This window comes from Brassicibacter mesophilus (assembly GCF_050433385.1).
Taxonomy (GTDB): domain Bacteria; phylum Bacillota; class Clostridia; order Tissierellales; family Proteiniboraceae; genus Brassicibacter; species Brassicibacter mesophilus.
The window spans coordinates 1-20,848 of the sequence record NZ_JBNPXI010000028.1 but is presented as its reverse complement, the minus strand read 5'-3'; the positions used below and the strand labels follow the sequence as shown (position 1 = coordinate 20,848).

Genomic DNA, 20,848 nt, shown 5'->3' with positions numbered 1-20,848 from the left:
GTTTCAATAAAAGCTTTTTTATAACCCATAGGAAAGCCCTAGTTTTCCTTAATGCTAGCTTTCCGTAAAATGGGTTTCAAAAAAGACTTCCTTAATATATTAATGTTTCAATAAAAGTCTTTTTTATAATATTTATCCTTCAATAACGGTATACTTTCCTATATAATAACAGTTAGAGAAGAAATGGAAAGGAGCAACCTATTGATGAATTTTCTTGAAGGACTTAACGATAAACAAAGAGAGGCAGTAATTACTACAGAAGGACCGCTATTAATACTTGCAGGAGCTGGGAGCGGTTATCATGACATTTATGTACAAAAATATTTATAGTACTTTAATATAGATAAATAGATGGATATAGAAGATAAACATATAGGGAGTAGTTCCTTATATGTTATTTTTATATATAAGTGAAATACAGGAGTATAGAAAATTATAAGATATCATGATAAAAATACCTCGTAAGTATAGTAATCTAGTGAAATAAATAGATATATGAGATTTAATATATGAGGAAGCTACTCATAAGTTTTGTCAGAAATATAAAGGAAACAAAATGAAAACAAAAAATCAAATATTGTAAAAGTATGAGTGAATTTGGAGGAATATTTTATTAAAAGTGGAATTAAACATTAAAGTAAATTTAGGAAGACAGAAAGAGGGAAGTCAATGAACAGAAAAATTGGGTTAGTGTTGGCTGGAGGTGGAGGTAAAGGAGCTTATCAAATAGGAGTATGGAAAGCACTTAAAGAATTTGGTATTGATAAGAATATTTCTACTGTTTCGGGAACCTCTGTAGGAGCAATGAATATGCTTTTATTTGCTCAGGGAAATTATGAAATAGCTGAGGATGTATGGATTAATATATCTTCAGACGATATATTGAATATAGATGCAGAAAGAATAGTAAATCATCTACCTAATAGATTTAAATCTAGAAAAATAGTTGATTTCTTTAAAAGTCATGGGCTTTTCTCAAGAGAAGGATTAATAAATATAATGGATAGATATATAAATTTTGATTCTATTTATGATTTAGATATGTTTGCAACTTGTTCAGATGTCACTGACTATCCTCCTGGAATTAGAGAAATATCAGCTTTTACAAATTGTGTAGTTGGGAAAAAGTTTGGCAAAGAAACATACTTTAAATTAAATAATTATTCAACAGACATGATAAAAAAAATTCTGCTTGCATCATCAGCTTTACCATTTATTTTTGATACAGAAGAAATAGAGGGTAAAATTTATTATGATGGAGGATTATGTGACAATGTACCTATTAAGCCTGTCTATGATGTTGGATGCAAAGTTATTTTTGTTATTCATTTGAATAGAACACGTGTAATTGATCATGATAAGTTTCCTGATGCACAAATATTAGAGATTGTACCACAAGATGAACAAGGAGGAACCATAAAAGGTACACTTGATTTTACTACTGATGGAGCAATGCGCCGAATAGAGCAAGGGTATAACGATACTATCAGAATAATAAAACCTATTTATGAAATGGGTATAACACAATATAAGCTAAAGAAGACATTATATAACTTACATGAAGATGAATTAAGGTTTAAAACAAAACATATTAAGGTTTTACAGGAGAGAGAAGACATAAAAGCAGAAATGAAAGTGCTGCTTGACTCAACTAAAATAGGAGGGAATGAATAGCATGGACTTAACATTAGAGTTAAAGAATAGCAATGAAATAACTATACAAAACAAAGCAGAAATAGATGAATTTATACAGAATGTTATTGAAGTTCATAAAGGAAATAGTGCTGCAATAAATCAACTTGTAATGGATAGTGTTACGGCCCTCACAATAAGTGAAGCTAGATCTAGTGAACTTGCAAATCAAGGGTTTTTCAGAAAATTGTGGGGAGGTATAACAGGTAAAAATCAAAAAATCAGAGCAGATATAGACAGAAATTTAGCTAAATCACAGTACGCATCTCAGCAAATGATTCAAAAACTTGCTGAGCAGAATCTACTTGCTTTTGATATTCTAACAGCAGTAAATAATAAATTGAATACACTAATGATAGAAGTTGATGAAGAAATAAATAAGATATACACTACTTTAGTAGTATTTTTTAAGCAAATAAAATCAGATTTAATTCAGTTAGAAAATAGAGTAGACAAGCTTGAGAGAAATACAAACTTACTTCATTGGAATACAACAATAGAATACCAGATCTATGATGGGGTAGATTATTGTGAACTTCCAAATATGGGGAAAATAGCTTGTATAGCTAGTGATTTTTATCATATTACAAGAGGTAAATGGAGTACTCAAGATATTATGTTATTAAAATCAACTCTTACAGATATAGGGCTGCCAATAAAATCCAGGATATCTTCAAAGGAGTTTTATGAATATCTAATAGATAAACCTAATTTTATAGATAGATTACTAAAAGAGATATCTGTAGATGGACTAACATCTTTAGAAGAGTATCAAGTTCCATTAATTAAAGGTATTGATAAACTTTCGAAACTTCAAGGTGAAGAAAAATATTTATTAGACACTGTTTCATCGCAGCTAAAGCTTTCAAATGTAAGATATGATGAAAGAGATATAAAACTTTCTATGATTCAATACTACCTAAAGGATAGAGCATTTATGAATACTGATGCTGAAGTTACGATATTTGATTTTGTTGTTGAACTATTGACAAATATTAATATGATAAATAATTCGATTGTTATGGGAGCAGAAATAGAAGAAGATGCAGATGAAGGCGAAGCAGAAGTAATAGAAGAGATATTATATGACGAAACTAGTAAAAATGAAAGGGGAAATAGTACAGCAAATATTAATAATGGAGGATTCGTAGCTAAACAAGGAGATTGGATATATTATAGAAACTACAAGGATTGTTATAAATTATATAAAGTTAAAACTGATGAAAGCCAGAAAACAAAAATAAGTGACCATGATGCAACATACATAAATATCGTAGGGAACTGGATTTATTATATAAATAATAACGATAAGAATATTTATAAAATAAAGCTTAATGGAAATCGCTTAACTAAGTTGAATAGTGGCCCTTCAAAAAATTTACTAGTCATTGAAGACAAGGTGTATTATATAAATGAAGAAGATGGAAAGTTATATAAGATGTTGAATGATGGGGATGAGAAGATAAAAATAACAGAAGACATTTGTCTATCTTTTGATATAAGAAATGGAAGGATATATTATATACATGAAAACGAAAGAAGTGGAAAGTTCCACATATATGTACTTGACATAAATGGGAAAAGTGAAAATGAAATTTGCAATGGATATTACCTATATAATGTTTTCGTACAAGGCAATTATATTTATTATAATCATGGAAAAGGGATTTTTTATCTAAATAGTGAAAAAAATAGTTCTACTATTATAAGTTATGGAAATGATTCTTTGATTTCGGAAAGTGCGTTTGGAGAACATATTGTGAATTTTAATGTTTTAGGAGACTGGACATACTTTATCAAATATGAATGTAATATAACGACTAATTTAAGAAACGGAAAATTTGAAGTGATTAAAATGAGAACAGACGGAAGTAATAAAACAATGCTAACAAGTGAAATGTACGCTGAACTTAGATATTTATCAATTATAGATGATAGTATATATTTTGTGAATCAGAAAGAAGATAAGATGTATAAAATGACAATGGATGGTAGTAATCAAGAAGAATTTTAGCATTGAAGATTAATATAATTTTAAACCACTTTAGTACATATACATTTTGTATAATTATTAAGATCAAGTATATTTTAACAAGCAAAAAACCTCGTAATGATGGTAAGTCTACGGAATATTTTTTTGTATTCATAGATTCAATAGAGACTAAATAAATAGGTAAAACCTAGGCAAGAAGAATTAATAGACGATTAAAATATTAGCGCTTATTTACAAAAGTAGATATGTTTTTTTATATAGATGAATAGATAGTTATTGTAGATAAACATATATGGAGTAAAACCTTATATGTTATTTTTTTATATAAGGTGATATAGATTAGCGAAAATATGAAAATTACCTCTGGAGAGTACACTTATTAGGCATAATAAATTTTATACTTTGATATGCAGGAGATATTCAAATATAAGAGTAACTCAAATATTAGAAATATTTAGGGGAATGTAAAGGAGATTGGGAAATTATGTAGAAACTTTATATATGTTACTAGATACGGATAACGGATAGATGAAAGTTGGTGATTATATGTTTATACCTTTTAGCGAAGATATGAAATACGCTTTTATTGATGAATGTGGGAATTTTGGTTTTGATTTTAATAAAAGTGGAAATAGTAGTCACTTCATAATCACCGCAATAGTCGTAGATAAAGATTCAGTTCAAGAATTAAGAAAAAGTATAGATAATATACGTAGAAAATACTTCCAAAATGGAGAAATAAAATCTTCAAAAGTATCCAGAAATAATCATGCTAGACGATTTCAAATACTGAATGATATTGTAAAGTATGACTTTAGAATTATTTCCTTAGTTGTAGACAAAAGAAAGATAAAGTCTGATACTTCTGGACTTAGATTTAAAAAACCATTTATCAAATATCTTCATAATTTACTATATAAAGAATTAAGACTAGTTTATCCTTGCTTAGAGATTTATGCAGATGAACATGGTAGCGAAAATTTCATGAAGGAATTTGCAAACTATGTGTATAAAACGAAAAATTTAATGCTTTTTGATACTTTCTTTTTCAAATATGTTAATAGCAAGGAAGAACCACTTGTTCAATTGGCAGATTTTATTGGTGGAACTATTTCATATGGCTTTGAAAACGATAAAATATGTAAAGAATATAGAGGTTTTTATAGGTTAATTGAAAATAAAATAAATGTTATCAGACAATGGCCTATTATATACGAGAATTATATCAAGAATTTAGATGTTATAGATTCATCAAAATATGATAGAAAAATTGCAGAATATTGTATTAGAGCAGCAGCAAAATATATAAAGGAGCATGAGAGCTCAGTTGATAATACAGAATTGGATAGAGTGTATGTCCTTAATTATCTATTGAATCAAATATATGTTTACAATCCTAGTAAATATATTTACTCAAAAGAATTGAGAGATTATTTAAGACGTGTTAGGAATAGCGAGTATGAAAATCATACATTTAGAACAAACATTATAGCTAATTTGCGGGACAATGATGTAATAATATCAAGTAGCTCTAATGGTTATAAAATTCCTGTTTCTGAGAAGGAATTATACTCATATACAAATATAACTCTTGGACAAGTTATGCCAATGCTTGAACGGTTAGATAAGGCAAGGAAGAGAATACTTTCAATAACTGATAATAACTTAGATGTACTTGCAGGAACAGAAAACGAAAAAATAAGAAAGTATTTTGATGGATGATTCTTGTTAATACATTATTATTGGAAGTAGCTTTTCTGAAATGTTTAAATAGGTTTACAGCAAAAGATAGTTTTATTAACCAATTTGTTAGGATGAGCAAAGTGTAATTAATTATAGTGGGAGGCCGTTCTATGGAATATGATGATTTTTTACCTAAACTAAGTGTTATAGAAGAAAAATATTTAGAAGAGGTCCAAGAACAAGTCAAATATTGTGTAACATGTCAACCTTATGATGGTGGTGATTATATATGGATTTTAGGCGAAGAAACTACGTTAGAAGATATATTTGAAGAATTTGAGGTTCCTGAGATATTTAGAGATAGAATTGCTCCTTACATTTTCTGCAACAACTGTGGAGCAAGGAACTTTGAGAGATATGATATTGTAGGCAAAGAAGATAGATTTGATAGAGAAACTAAAAAAAAGATAGAACAAGCAGAAAAAACATATGGTAAATTGATTAATTCATTTGAGAAACATTTGGAATTATATCCAACTTTAGGACATGCACATTCTTTGGGCAAAAAAATATATAGAGAAATAACTAGTGGGAATATAAGGACAGCTAAGTTGAATGGTTTATGGTATAGAGGTCGCATAGTATCAGAGTCAAAAGTTTACGATTGTACAGATTTAAATCCTCCGCCTTTCAATAAGGCTTCAGATGGTAGATATAATCATGCAGGACAAAGTGTATTATACATTGGAAATTCTAAAGATACAGTGGTTTCTGAAGTCTTAGAAGATGACACTAAGCCATCATTAATATGGTTACAAAATTATGAAATTAGTAAAGTAGATAATATATTGGATTTAAGAAGTGATTGGAACTCATTAGTAAGTTCAGAAAGCATAGTGGTGCTAGCAATTCTGACTAGTAGATTAATGGAGAAGAAAGTAACAGATAGAAAAAATAGATGGAAACCTGAATACTTCATAACTCGCTATGTAGCTGATTGTGCTCGTTTAGCAGAATATAAAGGCATAATGTATAACTCTACAAGGAGTTATGGTGAAAACGTAGCCTTGTTTGATTGGTCTGATTCGATGATTATACCTAGTGGTGATCCTAGAGTATATATACATAAACCTAAAGAAGATACATTTAATACAATAAGGTCATTTGAAGACTTATTTTAAGGCTTATTGGTATCCACTATATATAATAAATAAGGGAGAGAATTTATGAATAATTTGCTTTACTATCCTGGTTTTGAAATACAAGACGAGGCATGGCTGAAATTTGCTTTATTATACTTAGAGAAGATTAATACTATAGTACCTAAATCAGCAGAGAATGATTTAAGTAGTTATCATAAATATATTTTAGATAAAACGGACTTACTAGGAAGCTATAGTCCAGATTTTGATGAAAGTGAAAAAGCTACAGATGATGCAATTGAAACAATAGAAAAGATTGTAGATAACCCTATTAGGTATTGGAGAAGATTTGGTAAAGTTAAATATTTAGATTTTTGGAGAGATAAAAAACAACATAAATTTGAAATTTATCATGAGAAGTATTCTGATTATTTCGTATATTTCTGTATGGAAAACGGATTTGCTACAAAATCAAACAAAGGAATAAAAGTACCGGAAGATTTGGGACTAATATATATGTCTTTACTGGCTTACAGTATTAAAAATAATAAAGGATATGATATAATTTCTGATTCCAAACGGATAAGTAGACTCAGATCAATATCTAACCAAACTTGGCAGAAAAATAAAAAGCTTGAGGAATTAACAGCACTTAGGTCATTTGTTGATCTTGCAATCCCAACAGATATTATTGACATACCTATACAATCTATCATTGAGTTAAGAAATAAGTCAAGTTATAAGAAAAAACTCAATGCTTTTCATAAAATCGTTGACAAATTTAATACTGTTAATCAGTTGGATAAATTTAATGTACATGAACTGAAAACTGAAGTTGAATATAGAGTAAAAGATATTAAGTCTGACATAATTACACTGGGTACATCTGTAGCATCTGTTACTTTAGGTACATATATAGCAGTAGATAATAGTATGATGCCTATTGAATTACTTAAGGAATTAATAGGTGTAGGTTTTGTTATTGGAGGAGTGATTCAGTTATATCCTGGAATTAGGAATATAAATAATAAAAGGTTAGCAAAAAGCTATTTAACAGAACTAAAAAAATTAACTGTTTAAGAAGATTAGTAATTTCCATAATTGGTACTATGAGGAATTTGAAGAATTGAGGTGTTATAACGTGGATATCCAACAGTTTCTTGATGAATTAACTGAAGAAATATTAATAAATAATAAAAAGATTACCTTCTTTATTGGAGCAGGATTTTCGGTATGGTTTGGATATCCATCTTGGAATGGGTTGTTATATGATTTTTGTAATAAGTTAGCAGCTGAAGATATTTTACAAAAAGATTTTTTGAGTAATTGCAAAGATAAAGTTGATAAAGGTTATCCTATACCAAAAGCTTTTCATGATATATTGACTGAATTAAACTTAGATATAGATTACCTGCGGGATTTTGTAATTGAACACTTTAGAGAAATAGAAAGAATTAATAAAGACAAGAAATTTAGAGAAGATACAATAGATTTTATGAAGTACAAAGAATTGATTGAGTTAGGAAAAACTTCTAAAATTATAACAACTAATTTTGACACCTTAATTGAAGATGTTATTTTAGAAAAGTTTAATATAAAATCCAAGGTATTTTACTCTGATACTAATAAACTAAATAAGAAGTTCTTTTTACAGAACAAAAATGAGTACTCTATACTAAAATTACACGGTGACATTAATAAAAAAGACTCAATGATTATATCGCAACAGGATTATGAAGAAATGGTTTCTCATTCTAAATACAAATTAGTAAGACAAGCCTTAAAAAATGATTTTAGTACCAATATTACTATTTTTATTGGTTATAGTATCCGAGATGAAAATATAAAACAATTACTCATAGACAATAATGATACATATGGAGAAGATAAAGAAAAAAGTTATATAATAAACCTTAAAGAGTCTAGGGAAGTATTCTTAATAGAGGAAGGATTTAAAGAAAGTGATTCGAGATACATTGAAATGGGAGTTCAAGAAATATTTGTTTCCATATATGATGAATTATTAACGGTTTTGAGACATCTTAATTGTTTAATAAAATTAAAAGAAAAACATTTAGATAAAAATAAGATTATAACATCATTTAGAAATCAACAAGTAACTAATAAGTTTCAAATTTGGGATGGATTCCAATTTTCTTTGAGTTTATACAAGAATAGTTATTATAAAGAGTGCCAAAAAATTCTTGAAAAAGTTATTGAAAAATATCAAGGAGATAAAAATACAAGATGGGAATATATCTATAGTATGATGGGGGTACTCTATGAGTGCTCAGAAGATAAATTTATTAAAAATAAAGGGAAGGAATATTTAGATAAAGCAATAGAAATTTCTCAAAATATTGATGAAATATACAGTAATATTGGAAATCTTTATTTAGGAAGAGCAGTGGTAAGAAAATATGAAAGCGATATCTCACATAATTTAGGAATAATTCGAATTACAAATAAAGGAATGGCTACAAAAGCCTTAAACTACTTTATGAAGATTGAAGACAAAAATGAATATATTAAATATATGATAGTTGACTGCCTACAAAAATCTGGCAAAATAGATCAAGCTATTAAATTGGGCCAGGAATATAAGGAAGAATCAAATTATTATCCAAGAATAGATTTGGTCTTAGCGTTAATTTACTTTAATAAAGCTCAGGATCTTATTTATACTGAAGAAAAAGAAAAATTGCAAGATAGAAAAGAATACTATATAAAGAGTTATAATTTGTTTAAATATTTTATGAAAAGCAAGAAATATACTAATGAAACTAAAGAAAGTAAAATACAAATACTAAATGGCTATTGTCAGTGTTTAATAGAACTAGGTATGTATGAAGAATTAAACATACATTGTAAAGAACTGTTAAAAATAGAACCAGCAGAAAACAATGTACATCGATATATTATATATATGTATATAAATCAAAAACAATATGATAAAGCTATAGAAGAATGTGACTATGAGATTGAACATACGAAGGATATGGGAGGAAATTTACTAAAAGTTAAATATATTAAAGCCCAATGTATTCATGCAAGTGCGATTTTCACACATCAAGTGTTTGAAGCTATTAATATATGTAAGGAAATTCTAGAAAAAAGAGAATATTTTGATGTTACTTATTCTATTTCTCGCATGTATCAAACAATTGGAAGATTCAAAGAAATGAAAGAATATGTTGTCAAATCTTGTTATATATACCCACTTGAAGAAGGAGTATATAAACTAGCTCAAGATCTTTTATCTGGGCACTTTCAAGGTGAGGAAAAGGAATTTGACGTTAGACAAGCGATGGAAGATATGGGGAAATTACATCAATATAAAGTTGAATTTACTAAGAAACAAAATATAAAAGATAGACGAAAATATTACCTATACAAAGATATGGGCCTTACTACATCAAGAAAAACCAAAAGAATTATGATTGAGGACAACATCACTCTCAAGGATTTTTTATTGGGTGTATTAAAATCATCTGTTACTAATGAAACAAAGGAAAAATTGGACAAAGCTTTTCATTATTATACAATTAAAGAGTATAACAAAGTTTATGAAATTATACAGACTTATAAAGATTTGTATTGGGAGAATCATATTTTTAAATATGTATATACAAACACCTTAGCTAATACCAATAATAAAGATGAAGCTTTAAGTATATATGAAAATATTTTAGAAAGTGAAATGGAATATTATAATGATAGTCAGAAAAAACTCATTCACTTTTATTGTGGTGATTGCTATTTTGCAAAAGGTGATTGTATTAAAGCTCATGAACAATATTCAGAATCATATAAAATTGATGTTAAATTTGCAAATGCTCTATTTAAATTGGGGGAAGTTAAGTATAAATTAGCGTTACTAAATATAAATAGTGATGTTTTTATACAATTGCTAGCTGGATCAGAATTATGTTTTAAAGAGTATATTAAACTAGACAGCTATACTTGGGAAGCATATGCTAATTTAGCCATTATTCAATATAGTCTAGGTAAACTTGCTGATATGGTAGATACTTCAATTAAATTAACAGGATTTATATTACAGCCTAATCTCCAAGTTGTAAATTATAATAGAATTCTTTTTGGTTACTTGCTATTAGAAGATGATGAAAGCGTGAAAAAATATATTGATAGGTTTGAAAATATAATTTGTAGCTTAGATTTATCTAGAGTACATAAAAATAACATATATTTGTACTATCAATATAAAGGATATTATTACAGTAATTATTCTTACGAAGAAGCAGTTAAAGCGTTTGAAGATGCTTATGGGATTTATCCAACAGAAGAGAATAAAAGAAGGTTGGAAACTGTTAGAGAACCAGGCTCAACACATTATTTGGAATTTGGGGATAAGACTATAGTACGAGGAGGAGCTAAACCTAAGGAAATTATTTTAAAAAAACTTACTTAAAATTAGAGAAAATTTAATTGAGAGTTATTGGAAATTAAAAAAAGGTATAGCTATCCAAAACAGATACTTTTTTTGACTTAGAAGAAAAAAGGCTTATTTATTATGGAATAAATATAACTTGTAAGTATAAGAAATGTTGTTAATGGCAAACAACATAATAATAAGTAAAACTAGCATAATTTATATTGTACATTTTAATGAATAGAGGCGACTGTTATGAAAGAGATTTTAAGCAAGTATAGAGAGCGATTAATAAACCTAAGTAGTAGAAATAGAAGCCTTGTTATGAAGAAAATCTATAAAAAGAGAGCTTTTGACCTAAGCAGATTGAATAGTAAGGATAGAGAAATATCTGATGAACTATTAGAGTTTATCATTAGCAGAACGGAAAAAAAACTATTACTTTTGGATGATCCATATAAAGAGAGAATAGAAAGAATAAATCAATTAGAAGATACTATTCGCACAGATAAGAAAAATGAGCTAAATGAACTAATAGATAAAATATCTGATACTGAAGAACTTAAAAAACAGAAAGATTTAATAAATAAGAAATACGAAGAAAAGCTGAATACGGAAACAGAAAAAATTGAAAAGGAAATCGAAAAGCTGATTGATTATTCAACAAGTTTATCTTATCTACATCGAGAAATTAATGCATTAGAAAAAGAAACAGGGAGATATGAGTTGTTTGTTGGATATCCTTTTGTGGAAGGTAGGTTTCAGGATAGAACCTTTGTAAAAGCACCCTTGTTGTTATTTCCAATTAGAATTCTAAAAGATAACAATAGATGGCATATGCAAAATATACAAGAACAAGACATTTTAATAAACAAAGTGTTCGTTTTTGCTTATGCTAAATATAATGAAATTAAAATTAAAGATTTTGAAACAGAATTTTCATCATTAGATGATTTCAATGAAGAGAAAATTGAAAGCATTTTAAAGTACTTATATGATAATAAGATAACAATCCAGGATATTGGAAGTAGACAGATAGAGAGATTTATTGATTATACAGAAAAAAACATACCAACTTACAAGAATGGTGAATTAGTACTAAAAAACTATTTAATATTAGGTCAATTTCCTATTTCAAATTCTATTTATAATGACTATCAGCTGTTAGAAAAACAAGATACAGATAATGAACTGCTACGTAAGTTATTGGTTAATGGTAGTGAGTATGAGCAAACTGATATGGATAATGACAACGATGGTGATAGATTATCTTTATCAGAAGAGGACATATTTTTTCTAACTCCATTAGATTATAGTCAAGAAAATGCGGTTAATAATGTTAATAAGACGGATCAGTTAGTAATCTACGGACCACCAGGAACGGGTAAGTCTCAAACAATTGCCAATATAATTACAGATGCATTAGCAAAAGGGAAAAAAATATTAATGGTATCCCAGAAAAAAGCAGCACTTGATGTAATTTACAATAGACTTTCTGACTTAAATTCAAAAATTACTTTAATTCATGATGCTAATAAAGATAAAAAGGCGTTCTATGATAAAGTTAACCGAATTATAGATGATATTCAAGTGGATAGTAATAATGAAAGGATTTTTGAAAGTATAAAAGTTAAGGCACGTACCATTGATCAAGGAATTAAATCTTTAGAAAAAATTGCTACTATATTACACCAACCCAGAGATTTTGGATTAACACTTCAACAAATGTATTCGAAAACAAAAAATATTAATTCTAAAGAAGATACTAGATTTAATGACTTTAGAGTATTTCGTCATAATAATAAATTTACGAACTATACATATCAGCAATTGAGAAGTGCAATAGACAATATATCGTGTAATATTGTATTAGATAATTATTTTAAAAATAAAAAAATGCTTTTAGATAATTATATGCTAGATGAACTAAATCCTAATTTTGATTATTTAGAAGCTCAAGAAATAGAAAATAGCATTGAACAAATAGCAAAATGCACAGAATATATAAAGATACTATCGATGGATAATAAACAATTTTCTTTACTTGTAAGTAAATATAAAGAAAAAAAGTATAATGTGGCTGATAATGATTTAATTGTGTTGGCTGGGGACATAAATAAGAGTGAAAATGGATATTTGTTGGTTCCGCTGAATAATGGAAGATGGTGGAGCTTTGTGTATTGGCTGAATTATGGGAAGAATAAGAAACAGGAAGAAGAAAACAAAAAAGAATATAATATTAGAGAACAAAAGATATATGAGGAGATCAAGAAATGGAATAATATTATCAAGGAAGCAATAGATAATACTGAGATTATAAAATCGATTCTTAAGGAAGACTCATATTTTAAGATAATAGGTCAGTTGCTAAAAGGAGAACAATTAAGTGAAAAGTTATTCAAATTAGTAGATGCAATAGAGGATTATGAAGAATACAGAACAACATCTTATAAAGTTAATTTATTGAGCCATCTAGAGAAAGAATTATTAGAATATGCAAATAAAGGTACTAATAATAGTGAGAACTTGAAAATTGAACTTAACAAGATATTAGACTGTGTTATTCTTTCAAAAATCTTAGAAGTTGAAAAAACAATTGATGATACTTCTTTGCTAGATTATTCTCGATTTGATGAATTAACTGCTAGCATTTATAAGTTGATGATAGAAAAAAACAAGCTTACACCAAAGCTTATAATGAATGATTGGAATTTGAGACTTATAAACTTAATGAATTCTGGAGCATTTAGAGAGTATAAACGACAGGCTGGTAAAAAAAGAATGCTATGGCCTATTCGTAAGTATATTACTGAGTTCGAAACCCTAGTATTTAATACATTCCCATGTTGGCTTTTGAGTCCTGAGACTGTGTCTGACATATTACCTCTAAATGAGGGTATGTTTGATATGATTATATTTGATGAAGCTTCGCAGCTATTTATTGAAAACGCAATACCTACAATATTTAGGGGCAAACAAGTTATTGTTGCAGGAGATGATAAGCAATTAAAGCCTAGTTCAACATTTAAAGTGAAATTTGATGATATTGATGAGGAAGAAATGTCCCTTGAAACTGCTGCTGCTTTAGAAGAAGAAAGCTTACTGGATTTAGCTAAGGTAAACTATGATTCTGTTTATTTAAACTATCATTATAGATCACAATATGATGAGCTTATAAATTTTTCGAATTATGCTTTTTATGGCGGCAAGTTACAGGTTTCTCCAAATATAGCACATACTAATGCTATTCAACCGCCAATTCAACGGATTAAGATAGATGGAACATGGATAGATAGAAAGAATATTAAGGAAGCTGAAAAAGTAGTAGAACTTGTTTCTGAGATTTTAATGAAAAGAAAAAATAACGAAACAATAGGAATTATTACTTTTAATATCAGTCAAAAAGATTTAATTGAAGATCTTTTGGAAAGAAAATGTAGAATAGATCCTGAATTTAAAGTAAGGTATACAGTTGAAATTGATAGAAAAACTGGTAATGAAGATGTAAGCTTGTTTGTTAAGAACATTGAGAACGTGCAAGGTGATGAAAGAGATATTGTTATATTCTCCATAGGTTATGCGCCTAATGAACATGGTCGTATTTCTGTTAATTTTGGTGCGCTATCTCAAGATGGAGGAGAAAACAGACTTAATGTTGCAATAAGTAGAGCTAAACGTAAGGTATTTATTGTTACTTCTATAGAACCAGAGGAATTAAGTGTTGATGGTACAAAAAATTTGGGTCCTAAATTGTTTAAAAAATATCTTCAGTATGCCAAAGAAGTATCAAATGGAAATATTCAAAATGCAAATGAGATACTTTATAGTTTAATTGATTCTGATGTTGAAATGAATAAATCAGTGAATTATGATAGTGATTTTGAAATGGAAGTTCGAGATGCTTTAGTAGAAAAAGGTTATATCATACATACTCAGGTAGGAGTATCAGGGTATAAGATAGATCTTGCAGTATATGATAAAGTATCATCAAAATATATACTTGGTATTGAATGTGACGGTGCTACATATCATAGCTCAAAATCTGCAAGGGAGCGGGATATACATAGACAGAGATATCTTGAATCAAGAGGATGGAAGATTGTAAGGATTTGGAGTAGAGATTGGTGGCGTAATCAATCAACAGAAATAAATAAGATAGAAAGCATTATCAATTTATACGAAAGAAAAGAGTCAGATAAAGGTGCGAATAAACATGTGGAATTGAAAGTAGTCCAATCTAATCAGATGAGAGTAATTACTAATGATAAAGCTATTGCACACAAAAAACCAAAAGAAAAAATTGTTGGTGCTGAATCATTAATAGATAGAAATACTATATGGTATGGAGATAGCGTGGTTCTAAGAGATATTGTCACTAAAGAGACTTATGAAATTACACTAGAGGCAAACAAATACAACCGTGAGTTTATGAAAGATATTGAAAAGAAGTTGCTAGGACATAATATTGAGGAAAAATTTAATTATTCAGGTTTTGTGTATGAGGTAATGAAGGTTAATAAGAATATTAGGACAGGTTTATAGCTAAAGTAAAGGTTGATTACACATATAAATTTAGTGTAGTCCGCCTTTGTTTTTTTGTTCTTGTGTGGTTCAAGTCATGAACGATATTCAGAAACTTCATACTTTTCTAATATTAAATTTGGGTCTAATAGTTTTATTATTGAGTTCATAGTATTCTTCACTATACTTCTAAAAAGTATTCCTTTTTTTTTATACATATTATTCAAGATAAGTTATGATTTCAACTAACTGTGGAAAGAACCGGTTTTCAATTGATAAATACATAAGATTTTATGACCAAGGAAATTTATTGCTTAATGGAATAACTGATGTATATGTGAAATTAGGCGATACGATAAAAAACTATATTAATTGATAGGTAAAAGTTAAATACTTCTTTGAAAATTACGAAAGCTTAAATATGAACACATGTACTTCATAGATTATTTTTTGTTGAAGTTAGGCCCATAATATTTAATATAGTGATTACCAAATATATATGTTGTGTAAAATATAACTACAAAAATAATTTAAAAATTATAATACAGATAAAAAAATGTAAAAAACAATTACAAATACCACTTGAAAATATAAAATTCACATATTATAATTATAAAAAAAAGAGGTTTTACATGATGCATAATTCTGTAATATTTAAAGAGTTATTACTTTTTTTACAAGATAATCTAAAAGAATTAAGAAATAATGAAGGTATGACGCAAGAAGAAGTATCAAAGTTAATTGGGGTATCACGTGCAACGGTAATTAATATTGAAAATAAAAAGAAAAAGATATCTACGTTAATAGGAAGAGCATTATATAGCCTTTTTCAAAACGACGAGATTATAAAAAAATTTATAAATGACCAAATAAGAAAAAGTGAAGAAATTGATGTTAATAATATTAGCAAGGATGCCTCTATTAAAAACTACATAAATAACGGTATTTTTTATAAAGAAAAAGTTTTTCCGACTATTAGTTTTAATATTGCAGAGGATTCTGAATTAATTTCTTTTTTCAATCATGATACAAAATGAAAAAATAAGTACTTTTATTAAGAATTTAAATAATGAAGTAAAAATTTTTTTGTACTGGCTATATAAGAACAATAGTTACTATATACAGTTAACGAGTAAGGCATCAAATATCATAGTAGGAGGGTCAAACTATAATATAATAACTGAAGATTTAAGAGAATATTTGAATACTCAACTTAAGAATGATATATACAAAAAACTTGTTTTTAGATTATAGAATTGTTGTATTATAAATGACAACAATTGGATTTTAAAAAATAATGAGGATTTTTAAAAAAAGGATTTTTATACTCATAATAAAACAATTGTAATTTTTATGTTTTAGATTACATGTTTTTAGTGAGCGTAAAAATCCTTTTTATATATTATATAACTTAAAATTTATTAAGAAGGTGAACAATGAATATTAATTATAAAAAGAAGATTAATGGACTATGCTTTGTTGATACTGTTTTTAATGATGATGAAGAAACTAAAATTGGATCACTTATTTTTGATAGTAAGTGCCAAATAGTACCAGAAGCTTTTGATTACATAATGTATTTGACCAAAAACGAAACTAGTAATTTTAATAGTATTAACAGAAGAACGAGAGACATTTTATTTTTATATGATTTTCTAGTTGTTGCAAATATTAAGATATATAATCTTAATGATTCAGCAATAGATGAAATTATTCAATTTCTTAAGATTGTAAAAGTTAAGAAAGAGTCAGAATATGATAATTTTAAAAAGAATAAGTACGCTATTGAAAGAACTTTATTTAAACATTTAGAACTAGTATCGCACTATAAAAATTCCAAAATAAGGACTTATTCAGATAATATAACAAATTTAGCCCATAATTCAATATATAGAATTATGACTAACATAATATCTTTTCTCAAGTTTTTAACTAAGAAAAATGGACAAGTACCATATTTTGATAATAATAAGTTACCTACTGATAGGCAGGTAAGAAAAAAATTACAAATAAATGGAATATATGTTGAAAAGTTTAAAATAGAAACTGTAGATATAGACATGATTTTCAGTGATGAAGAACTAGATAGATTATCATTTGAGATGTCAGGATGTAAAGGCTATCTTAGACTTTTTACTTTTTTACTTGAAAAAACAGGTATGCGTCCTGGAGAGGCATTAGGGATTCAAATAGTAAATTTTGATGTTAATAATATTAAAAATATAAAAGGTGATATAGTTCATAGAAAAGGAAGGTGGGAAATAAAAATTATATTTAGGCCAGGAAACCCCACGGATTCCTTAGCTAAAAGTCATAGTAATAGAATCATAGAATTAAAGCATGAAGAAAATTATTTGTTTGAAATGTTATTAGATAGATATTTAAAATGGAGAAAGTCAATTTTAAAGGGAAAAAAGCTTAAGTGGCTGTTCATATCTAACAGGGGAAACAAACTAAGTCAAAATACAGCGTATAAACGCTTTAAAGAAAAAATTAGAAAGTGTGATCCAATACTATCAAATAATTTAACTCTGCATTCATTTCGTCATACCTTTTGTACAAAAGAAATGACAAAAGGGATACCTATTGAATTTATAGCTAAAATGGTTGGACATAGTAGTCCAAGGGTTACATTTGAAACATATATACATTTGTGTGGATTAAGTGAACAAGAAATAGTAGATAGGTATTCAACTTATATTAAAACAGGAGAGCGGAAATATGGATATAAACAATAGAATAGATCATATATCAAGAGAAACATATTTTGATGTGATGGAATGTGCTGAAATGAAACAAAGAACTAGAGAATGCTATATAAGAATTTATAATAGAGTAAAAAAAGAATGGCCACATCCTGTTGATTGGTACACAAGTTCAGAGAAAAGAGTCAGATTCGAGACAAGAGTATCTGATTCATATTGGATAGTTTGGAGTTTAGTCAAACAACAAAGACTACCTATCGATTTCGTTAAACAAACTACTGTATTTAATAACATAAAAATATTAAAGAATACCTTGAGTGACTATGAGGTATTCAGAAAAGCTGTTTTGAAACTTGATAAGGAATACAAAGGAGTACAGATAAAAAGGTTACATGCTATTATTCTAAGGACTTGTATCTTTTTAGGTATTAATAATCTTAAAAAGATTTCTTTGGAAGACGTTAAGAGAATTAAAGATGAATTGGTGTTGCCTAATCCCAACACGGATCCATTTACTATTCTTAACATACTTTATTATATGGGATATAGAGATACTCCACCAGGAAGTGTTCTTCATGAAGGGATAAAAGCAAATATGACAGTAATATCTTCATCATGGTCTAAGGGAATGACGCTGGTTATAGAACAGTTTTTAGATAATTTGAAAAATAATATGATATCAACTAGAAAAGGTGAAACGGAAAAAATAGATAATTTAAATATGTTTGCTCAATGGTATACACAATATAAGTCAATAGACTGTATTCATGATTTGATTGATTTAAAAAGAGAAGACTGGCTTGAGTATATAGCTTATATATATAGTATAGAAAATATTAGTAACAAAACTAAGTATGCAAAGCTACTTGCATTTGTACAACTAAATGAATGGATGTATGTTAAACAACCTAGATTTATGGGGGAACAATTACTAGTTAATAGAGATGATTATAAATTTATTAGAAAACATAAAAAGAATAATAATTGGGCCTTTGAAAAGAGAGAACATGGAGAACTGATACTTAAATATTTATTGAATAATTTTAAGCCTAAGAGGATTGAAGATGAATTTAAAGCAGCAGCGATAATTATAGCAGGAAACTCAGGGATGAGAAGGAGTGAAATAGAAAATATACCCTATGAAGGTTGCAAGTATAGTAAAGATGAAGGTGTATATAAAATAATATTAGATTATGAAGATAAAGTTGGACAAGTGAACAGACCTTGTTACACAACTAAAGATGGATACGAAGCTATAAAAAGACTAGAAGACTTAAGATCGAAAAAAGGTAATTTACTACGTAAATATAATAATAAAGTTAAAAAAAGGTATATTCATCTTTTTGAATATAGAGGGAAGAATCCTATAAATCATACAGCGTTAGACAGTTTTATAAAAAGAATAAAAAAAGAGATAGGATTATTTGATGAAGAAGGAAATGTTGTAAAAGGTGGAATTCATGCTTTCCGTCATTTTTACGCAATGACAGTATTTAAGCATAGTGGATATAATATCGGTGTTGTAAGATATCTACTAGGTCATAGAAAGTATGATATGAGCTATCAATACCTTGAGGAAGATATGGTTAATATTATTTCCAAAATAAGAAATGAAAATTCAGGTATATTTAATTATGCTGGTAAGGGCTTAGATACAATTGTAGAAATTATTTCTGGCAATGATAAAAGCAAAAGCTATATGGCTTTGAAGAAAATTTTAGAACGGTCTAAAAATTTATCTGATGTATTAGAAAGTAGTGTAGTAAAGAAAATCGCATTAGGATATTGTTTGAATCCTTGTGGCAATGAGAGTAAATGCATAAATTGCATGAATTTTCTAATTACAAAAAATGAAAAAGATAAAATATTTAAAGTTGCATTAGACCTATTTTCATTTTTATGTTATAAAGTATCTCTTTTTAAAACAAAGGACTTAGCTCTAAAGAATATAGCTATTCAGAAAGACATTTCTGATTTGTATATTTTGATAGAAGAAATGAATAATTTGAATATAAATGTAAATGAGTTTTATAATAAATTGAAAGGAATAGACAGTATATGACAATACACAAAATAGTAAAAAAATCTTCAGAAAAAGATGTTGTGCAGCCTATTTATGGTCTTAAGTATAAACATTTTTCTACAGAAGAAATAAGACATATTGTAATTCATAGTGGAGTAAAGGCAGTGGAAAAGAAAATATATGATGCAAATATTTTTATTAATAAATACACTGATTTAATGAGTTTAGAGTCTCAGCTTTCAGCAAATAAATTAGAAGGCAAATTGATTTGGTATATCATTAACTTGGTATTATATGGTCGTATTAACCTAGAAATTAAAGCATTAAAGAGAATTAGGTTAAATAAAAAAGATTTTATTAAAACAACTTCACCTATCGTAAATATGAAATTCATAAATAAATTTAAAGAAACAGCTTTACAACTTGACTACTCAATTGATACGATAAATGCTATTTTAATAACCAATCTAGTTAAAATTGCAATGTATTATCAAACCCCCGTTGATGAGATTTCTTATAAATTGAGACCTTTAATGAATGAATTGAAAGATAATACCAAACTTTTAACAGTTATATCATGTAGTGCTATTGCAAATATACTTTAACCCGTTGTGCTAGTTAAAATTTACAAATAGAAAAACCCCAGAACATTATGTTAACCTATCATTAATAACGACAAAGAAATTAAGATAGGAG

General features: G+C 27.7%; 12 protein-coding genes and 1 pseudogene. All 13 read left to right on the top strand.

Going from position 1 to position 20,848, the window contains the following annotated elements; genetic code table 11:
- Positions 1-204: 204 nt before the first annotated feature.
- Positions 205-321: pseudogene (locus HNR33_RS19945) on the top strand (UvrD-helicase domain-containing protein); the annotation flags it as partial.
- A gap of 348 nt (positions 322-669) precedes the next feature.
- On the top strand, positions 670-1,674 hold the full coding sequence (locus tag HNR33_RS19940; protein WP_429087024.1) for a patatin-like phospholipase family protein: 1,005 nt from the start codon (positions 670-672) through the stop codon (positions 1,672-1,674).
- Between the two features lies 1 nt (position 1,675).
- Positions 1,676-3,706, top strand: coding sequence for a diguanylate cyclase regulator RdcB family protein (locus HNR33_RS19935; RefSeq protein ID WP_429087022.1), 2,031 nt, complete (start codon positions 1,676-1,678; stop codon positions 3,704-3,706).
- 507 nt (positions 3,707-4,213) lie between these two features.
- A complete protein-coding gene (locus HNR33_RS19930; protein ID WP_429087020.1) occupies positions 4,214-5,407 on the top strand; it encodes a DUF3800 domain-containing protein in 1,194 nt (397 codons plus the stop codon).
- A gap of 131 nt (positions 5,408-5,538) precedes the next feature.
- Complete coding sequence (locus HNR33_RS19925; RefSeq protein WP_429087018.1) at positions 5,539-6,549, top strand: RES family NAD+ phosphorylase; 1,011 nt, start codon at positions 5,539-5,541, stop codon at positions 6,547-6,549.
- A 45-nt stretch (positions 6,550-6,594) separates the two neighbouring features.
- On the top strand, positions 6,595-7,590 hold the full coding sequence (locus tag HNR33_RS19920) for a hypothetical protein (RefSeq protein ID WP_429087016.1): 996 nt from the start codon (positions 6,595-6,597) through the stop codon (positions 7,588-7,590).
- A 61-nt stretch (positions 7,591-7,651) separates the two neighbouring features.
- Positions 7,652-10,942, top strand: coding sequence for an SIR2 family protein (locus tag HNR33_RS19915; RefSeq protein WP_429087014.1), 3,291 nt, complete (start codon positions 7,652-7,654; stop codon positions 10,940-10,942).
- Between the two features lie 216 nt (positions 10,943-11,158).
- Positions 11,159-15,445 carry an AAA domain-containing protein gene (locus HNR33_RS19910; protein ID WP_429087011.1) on the top strand — a complete coding sequence of 1,429 codons (4,287 nt, stop codon included), beginning with the start codon at positions 11,159-11,161 and terminating at the stop codon, positions 15,443-15,445.
- A 611-nt stretch (positions 15,446-16,056) separates the two neighbouring features.
- Positions 16,057-16,461 carry a helix-turn-helix transcriptional regulator gene (locus HNR33_RS19905; RefSeq protein WP_429087010.1) on the top strand — a complete coding sequence of 135 codons (405 nt, stop codon included), beginning with the start codon at positions 16,057-16,059 and terminating at the stop codon, positions 16,459-16,461.
- Positions 16,448-16,678 carry a hypothetical protein gene (locus tag HNR33_RS19900; RefSeq protein ID WP_429087007.1) on the top strand — a complete coding sequence of 77 codons (231 nt, stop codon included), beginning with the start codon at positions 16,448-16,450 and terminating at the stop codon, positions 16,676-16,678. The genes HNR33_RS19905 and HNR33_RS19900 overlap by 14 nt, the downstream gene beginning before the upstream one ends.
- A gap of 182 nt (positions 16,679-16,860) precedes the next feature.
- Positions 16,861-18,162 (top strand): tyrosine-type recombinase/integrase, encoded by a 1,302-nt coding sequence (locus tag HNR33_RS19895; RefSeq protein WP_429087005.1) that lies wholly within the window; start codon positions 16,861-16,863, stop codon positions 18,160-18,162.
- Positions 18,146-20,191, top strand: a complete 2,046-nt coding sequence (locus HNR33_RS19890) for a site-specific integrase (protein ID WP_429087002.1) — start codon at positions 18,146-18,148, stop codon at positions 20,189-20,191. Before HNR33_RS19895 ends, HNR33_RS19890 begins: the two co-directional genes overlap by 17 nt.
- Entirely contained in the window at positions 20,188-20,757 is a 570-nt protein-coding gene (locus HNR33_RS19885) for a hypothetical protein (protein ID WP_429086999.1), read from the top strand. Before HNR33_RS19890 ends, HNR33_RS19885 begins: the two co-directional genes overlap by 4 nt.
- Positions 20,758-20,848: the final 91 nt, after the last annotated feature.

Coding starts and splice junctions, on each gene's coding strand:
- HNR33_RS19940 (WP_429087024.1), top strand. CDS start 670: ATGAACAGAAAAATTGGGTTAGTGTTGGCTGGAGGTGGAGGTAAAGGA.
- HNR33_RS19935 (WP_429087022.1), top strand. CDS start 1,676: ATGGACTTAACATTAGAGTTAAAGAATAGCAATGAAATAACTATACAA.
- HNR33_RS19930 (WP_429087020.1), top strand. CDS start 4,214: ATGAAAGTTGGTGATTATATGTTTATACCTTTTAGCGAAGATATGAAA.
- HNR33_RS19925 (WP_429087018.1), top strand. CDS start 5,539: ATGGAATATGATGATTTTTTACCTAAACTAAGTGTTATAGAAGAAAAA.
- HNR33_RS19920 (WP_429087016.1), top strand. CDS start 6,595: ATGAATAATTTGCTTTACTATCCTGGTTTTGAAATACAAGACGAGGCA.
- HNR33_RS19910 (WP_429087011.1), top strand. CDS start 11,159: ATGAAAGAGATTTTAAGCAAGTATAGAGAGCGATTAATAAACCTAAGT.
- HNR33_RS19905 (WP_429087010.1), top strand. CDS start 16,057: ATGATGCATAATTCTGTAATATTTAAAGAGTTATTACTTTTTTTACAA.
- HNR33_RS19900 (WP_429087007.1), top strand. CDS start 16,448: ATGATACAAAATGAAAAAATAAGTACTTTTATTAAGAATTTAAATAAT.
- HNR33_RS19895 (WP_429087005.1), top strand. CDS start 16,861: ATGAATATTAATTATAAAAAGAAGATTAATGGACTATGCTTTGTTGAT.
- HNR33_RS19890 (WP_429087002.1), top strand. CDS start 18,146: ATGGATATAAACAATAGAATAGATCATATATCAAGAGAAACATATTTT.
- HNR33_RS19885 (WP_429086999.1), top strand. CDS start 20,188: ATGACAATACACAAAATAGTAAAAAAATCTTCAGAAAAAGATGTTGTG.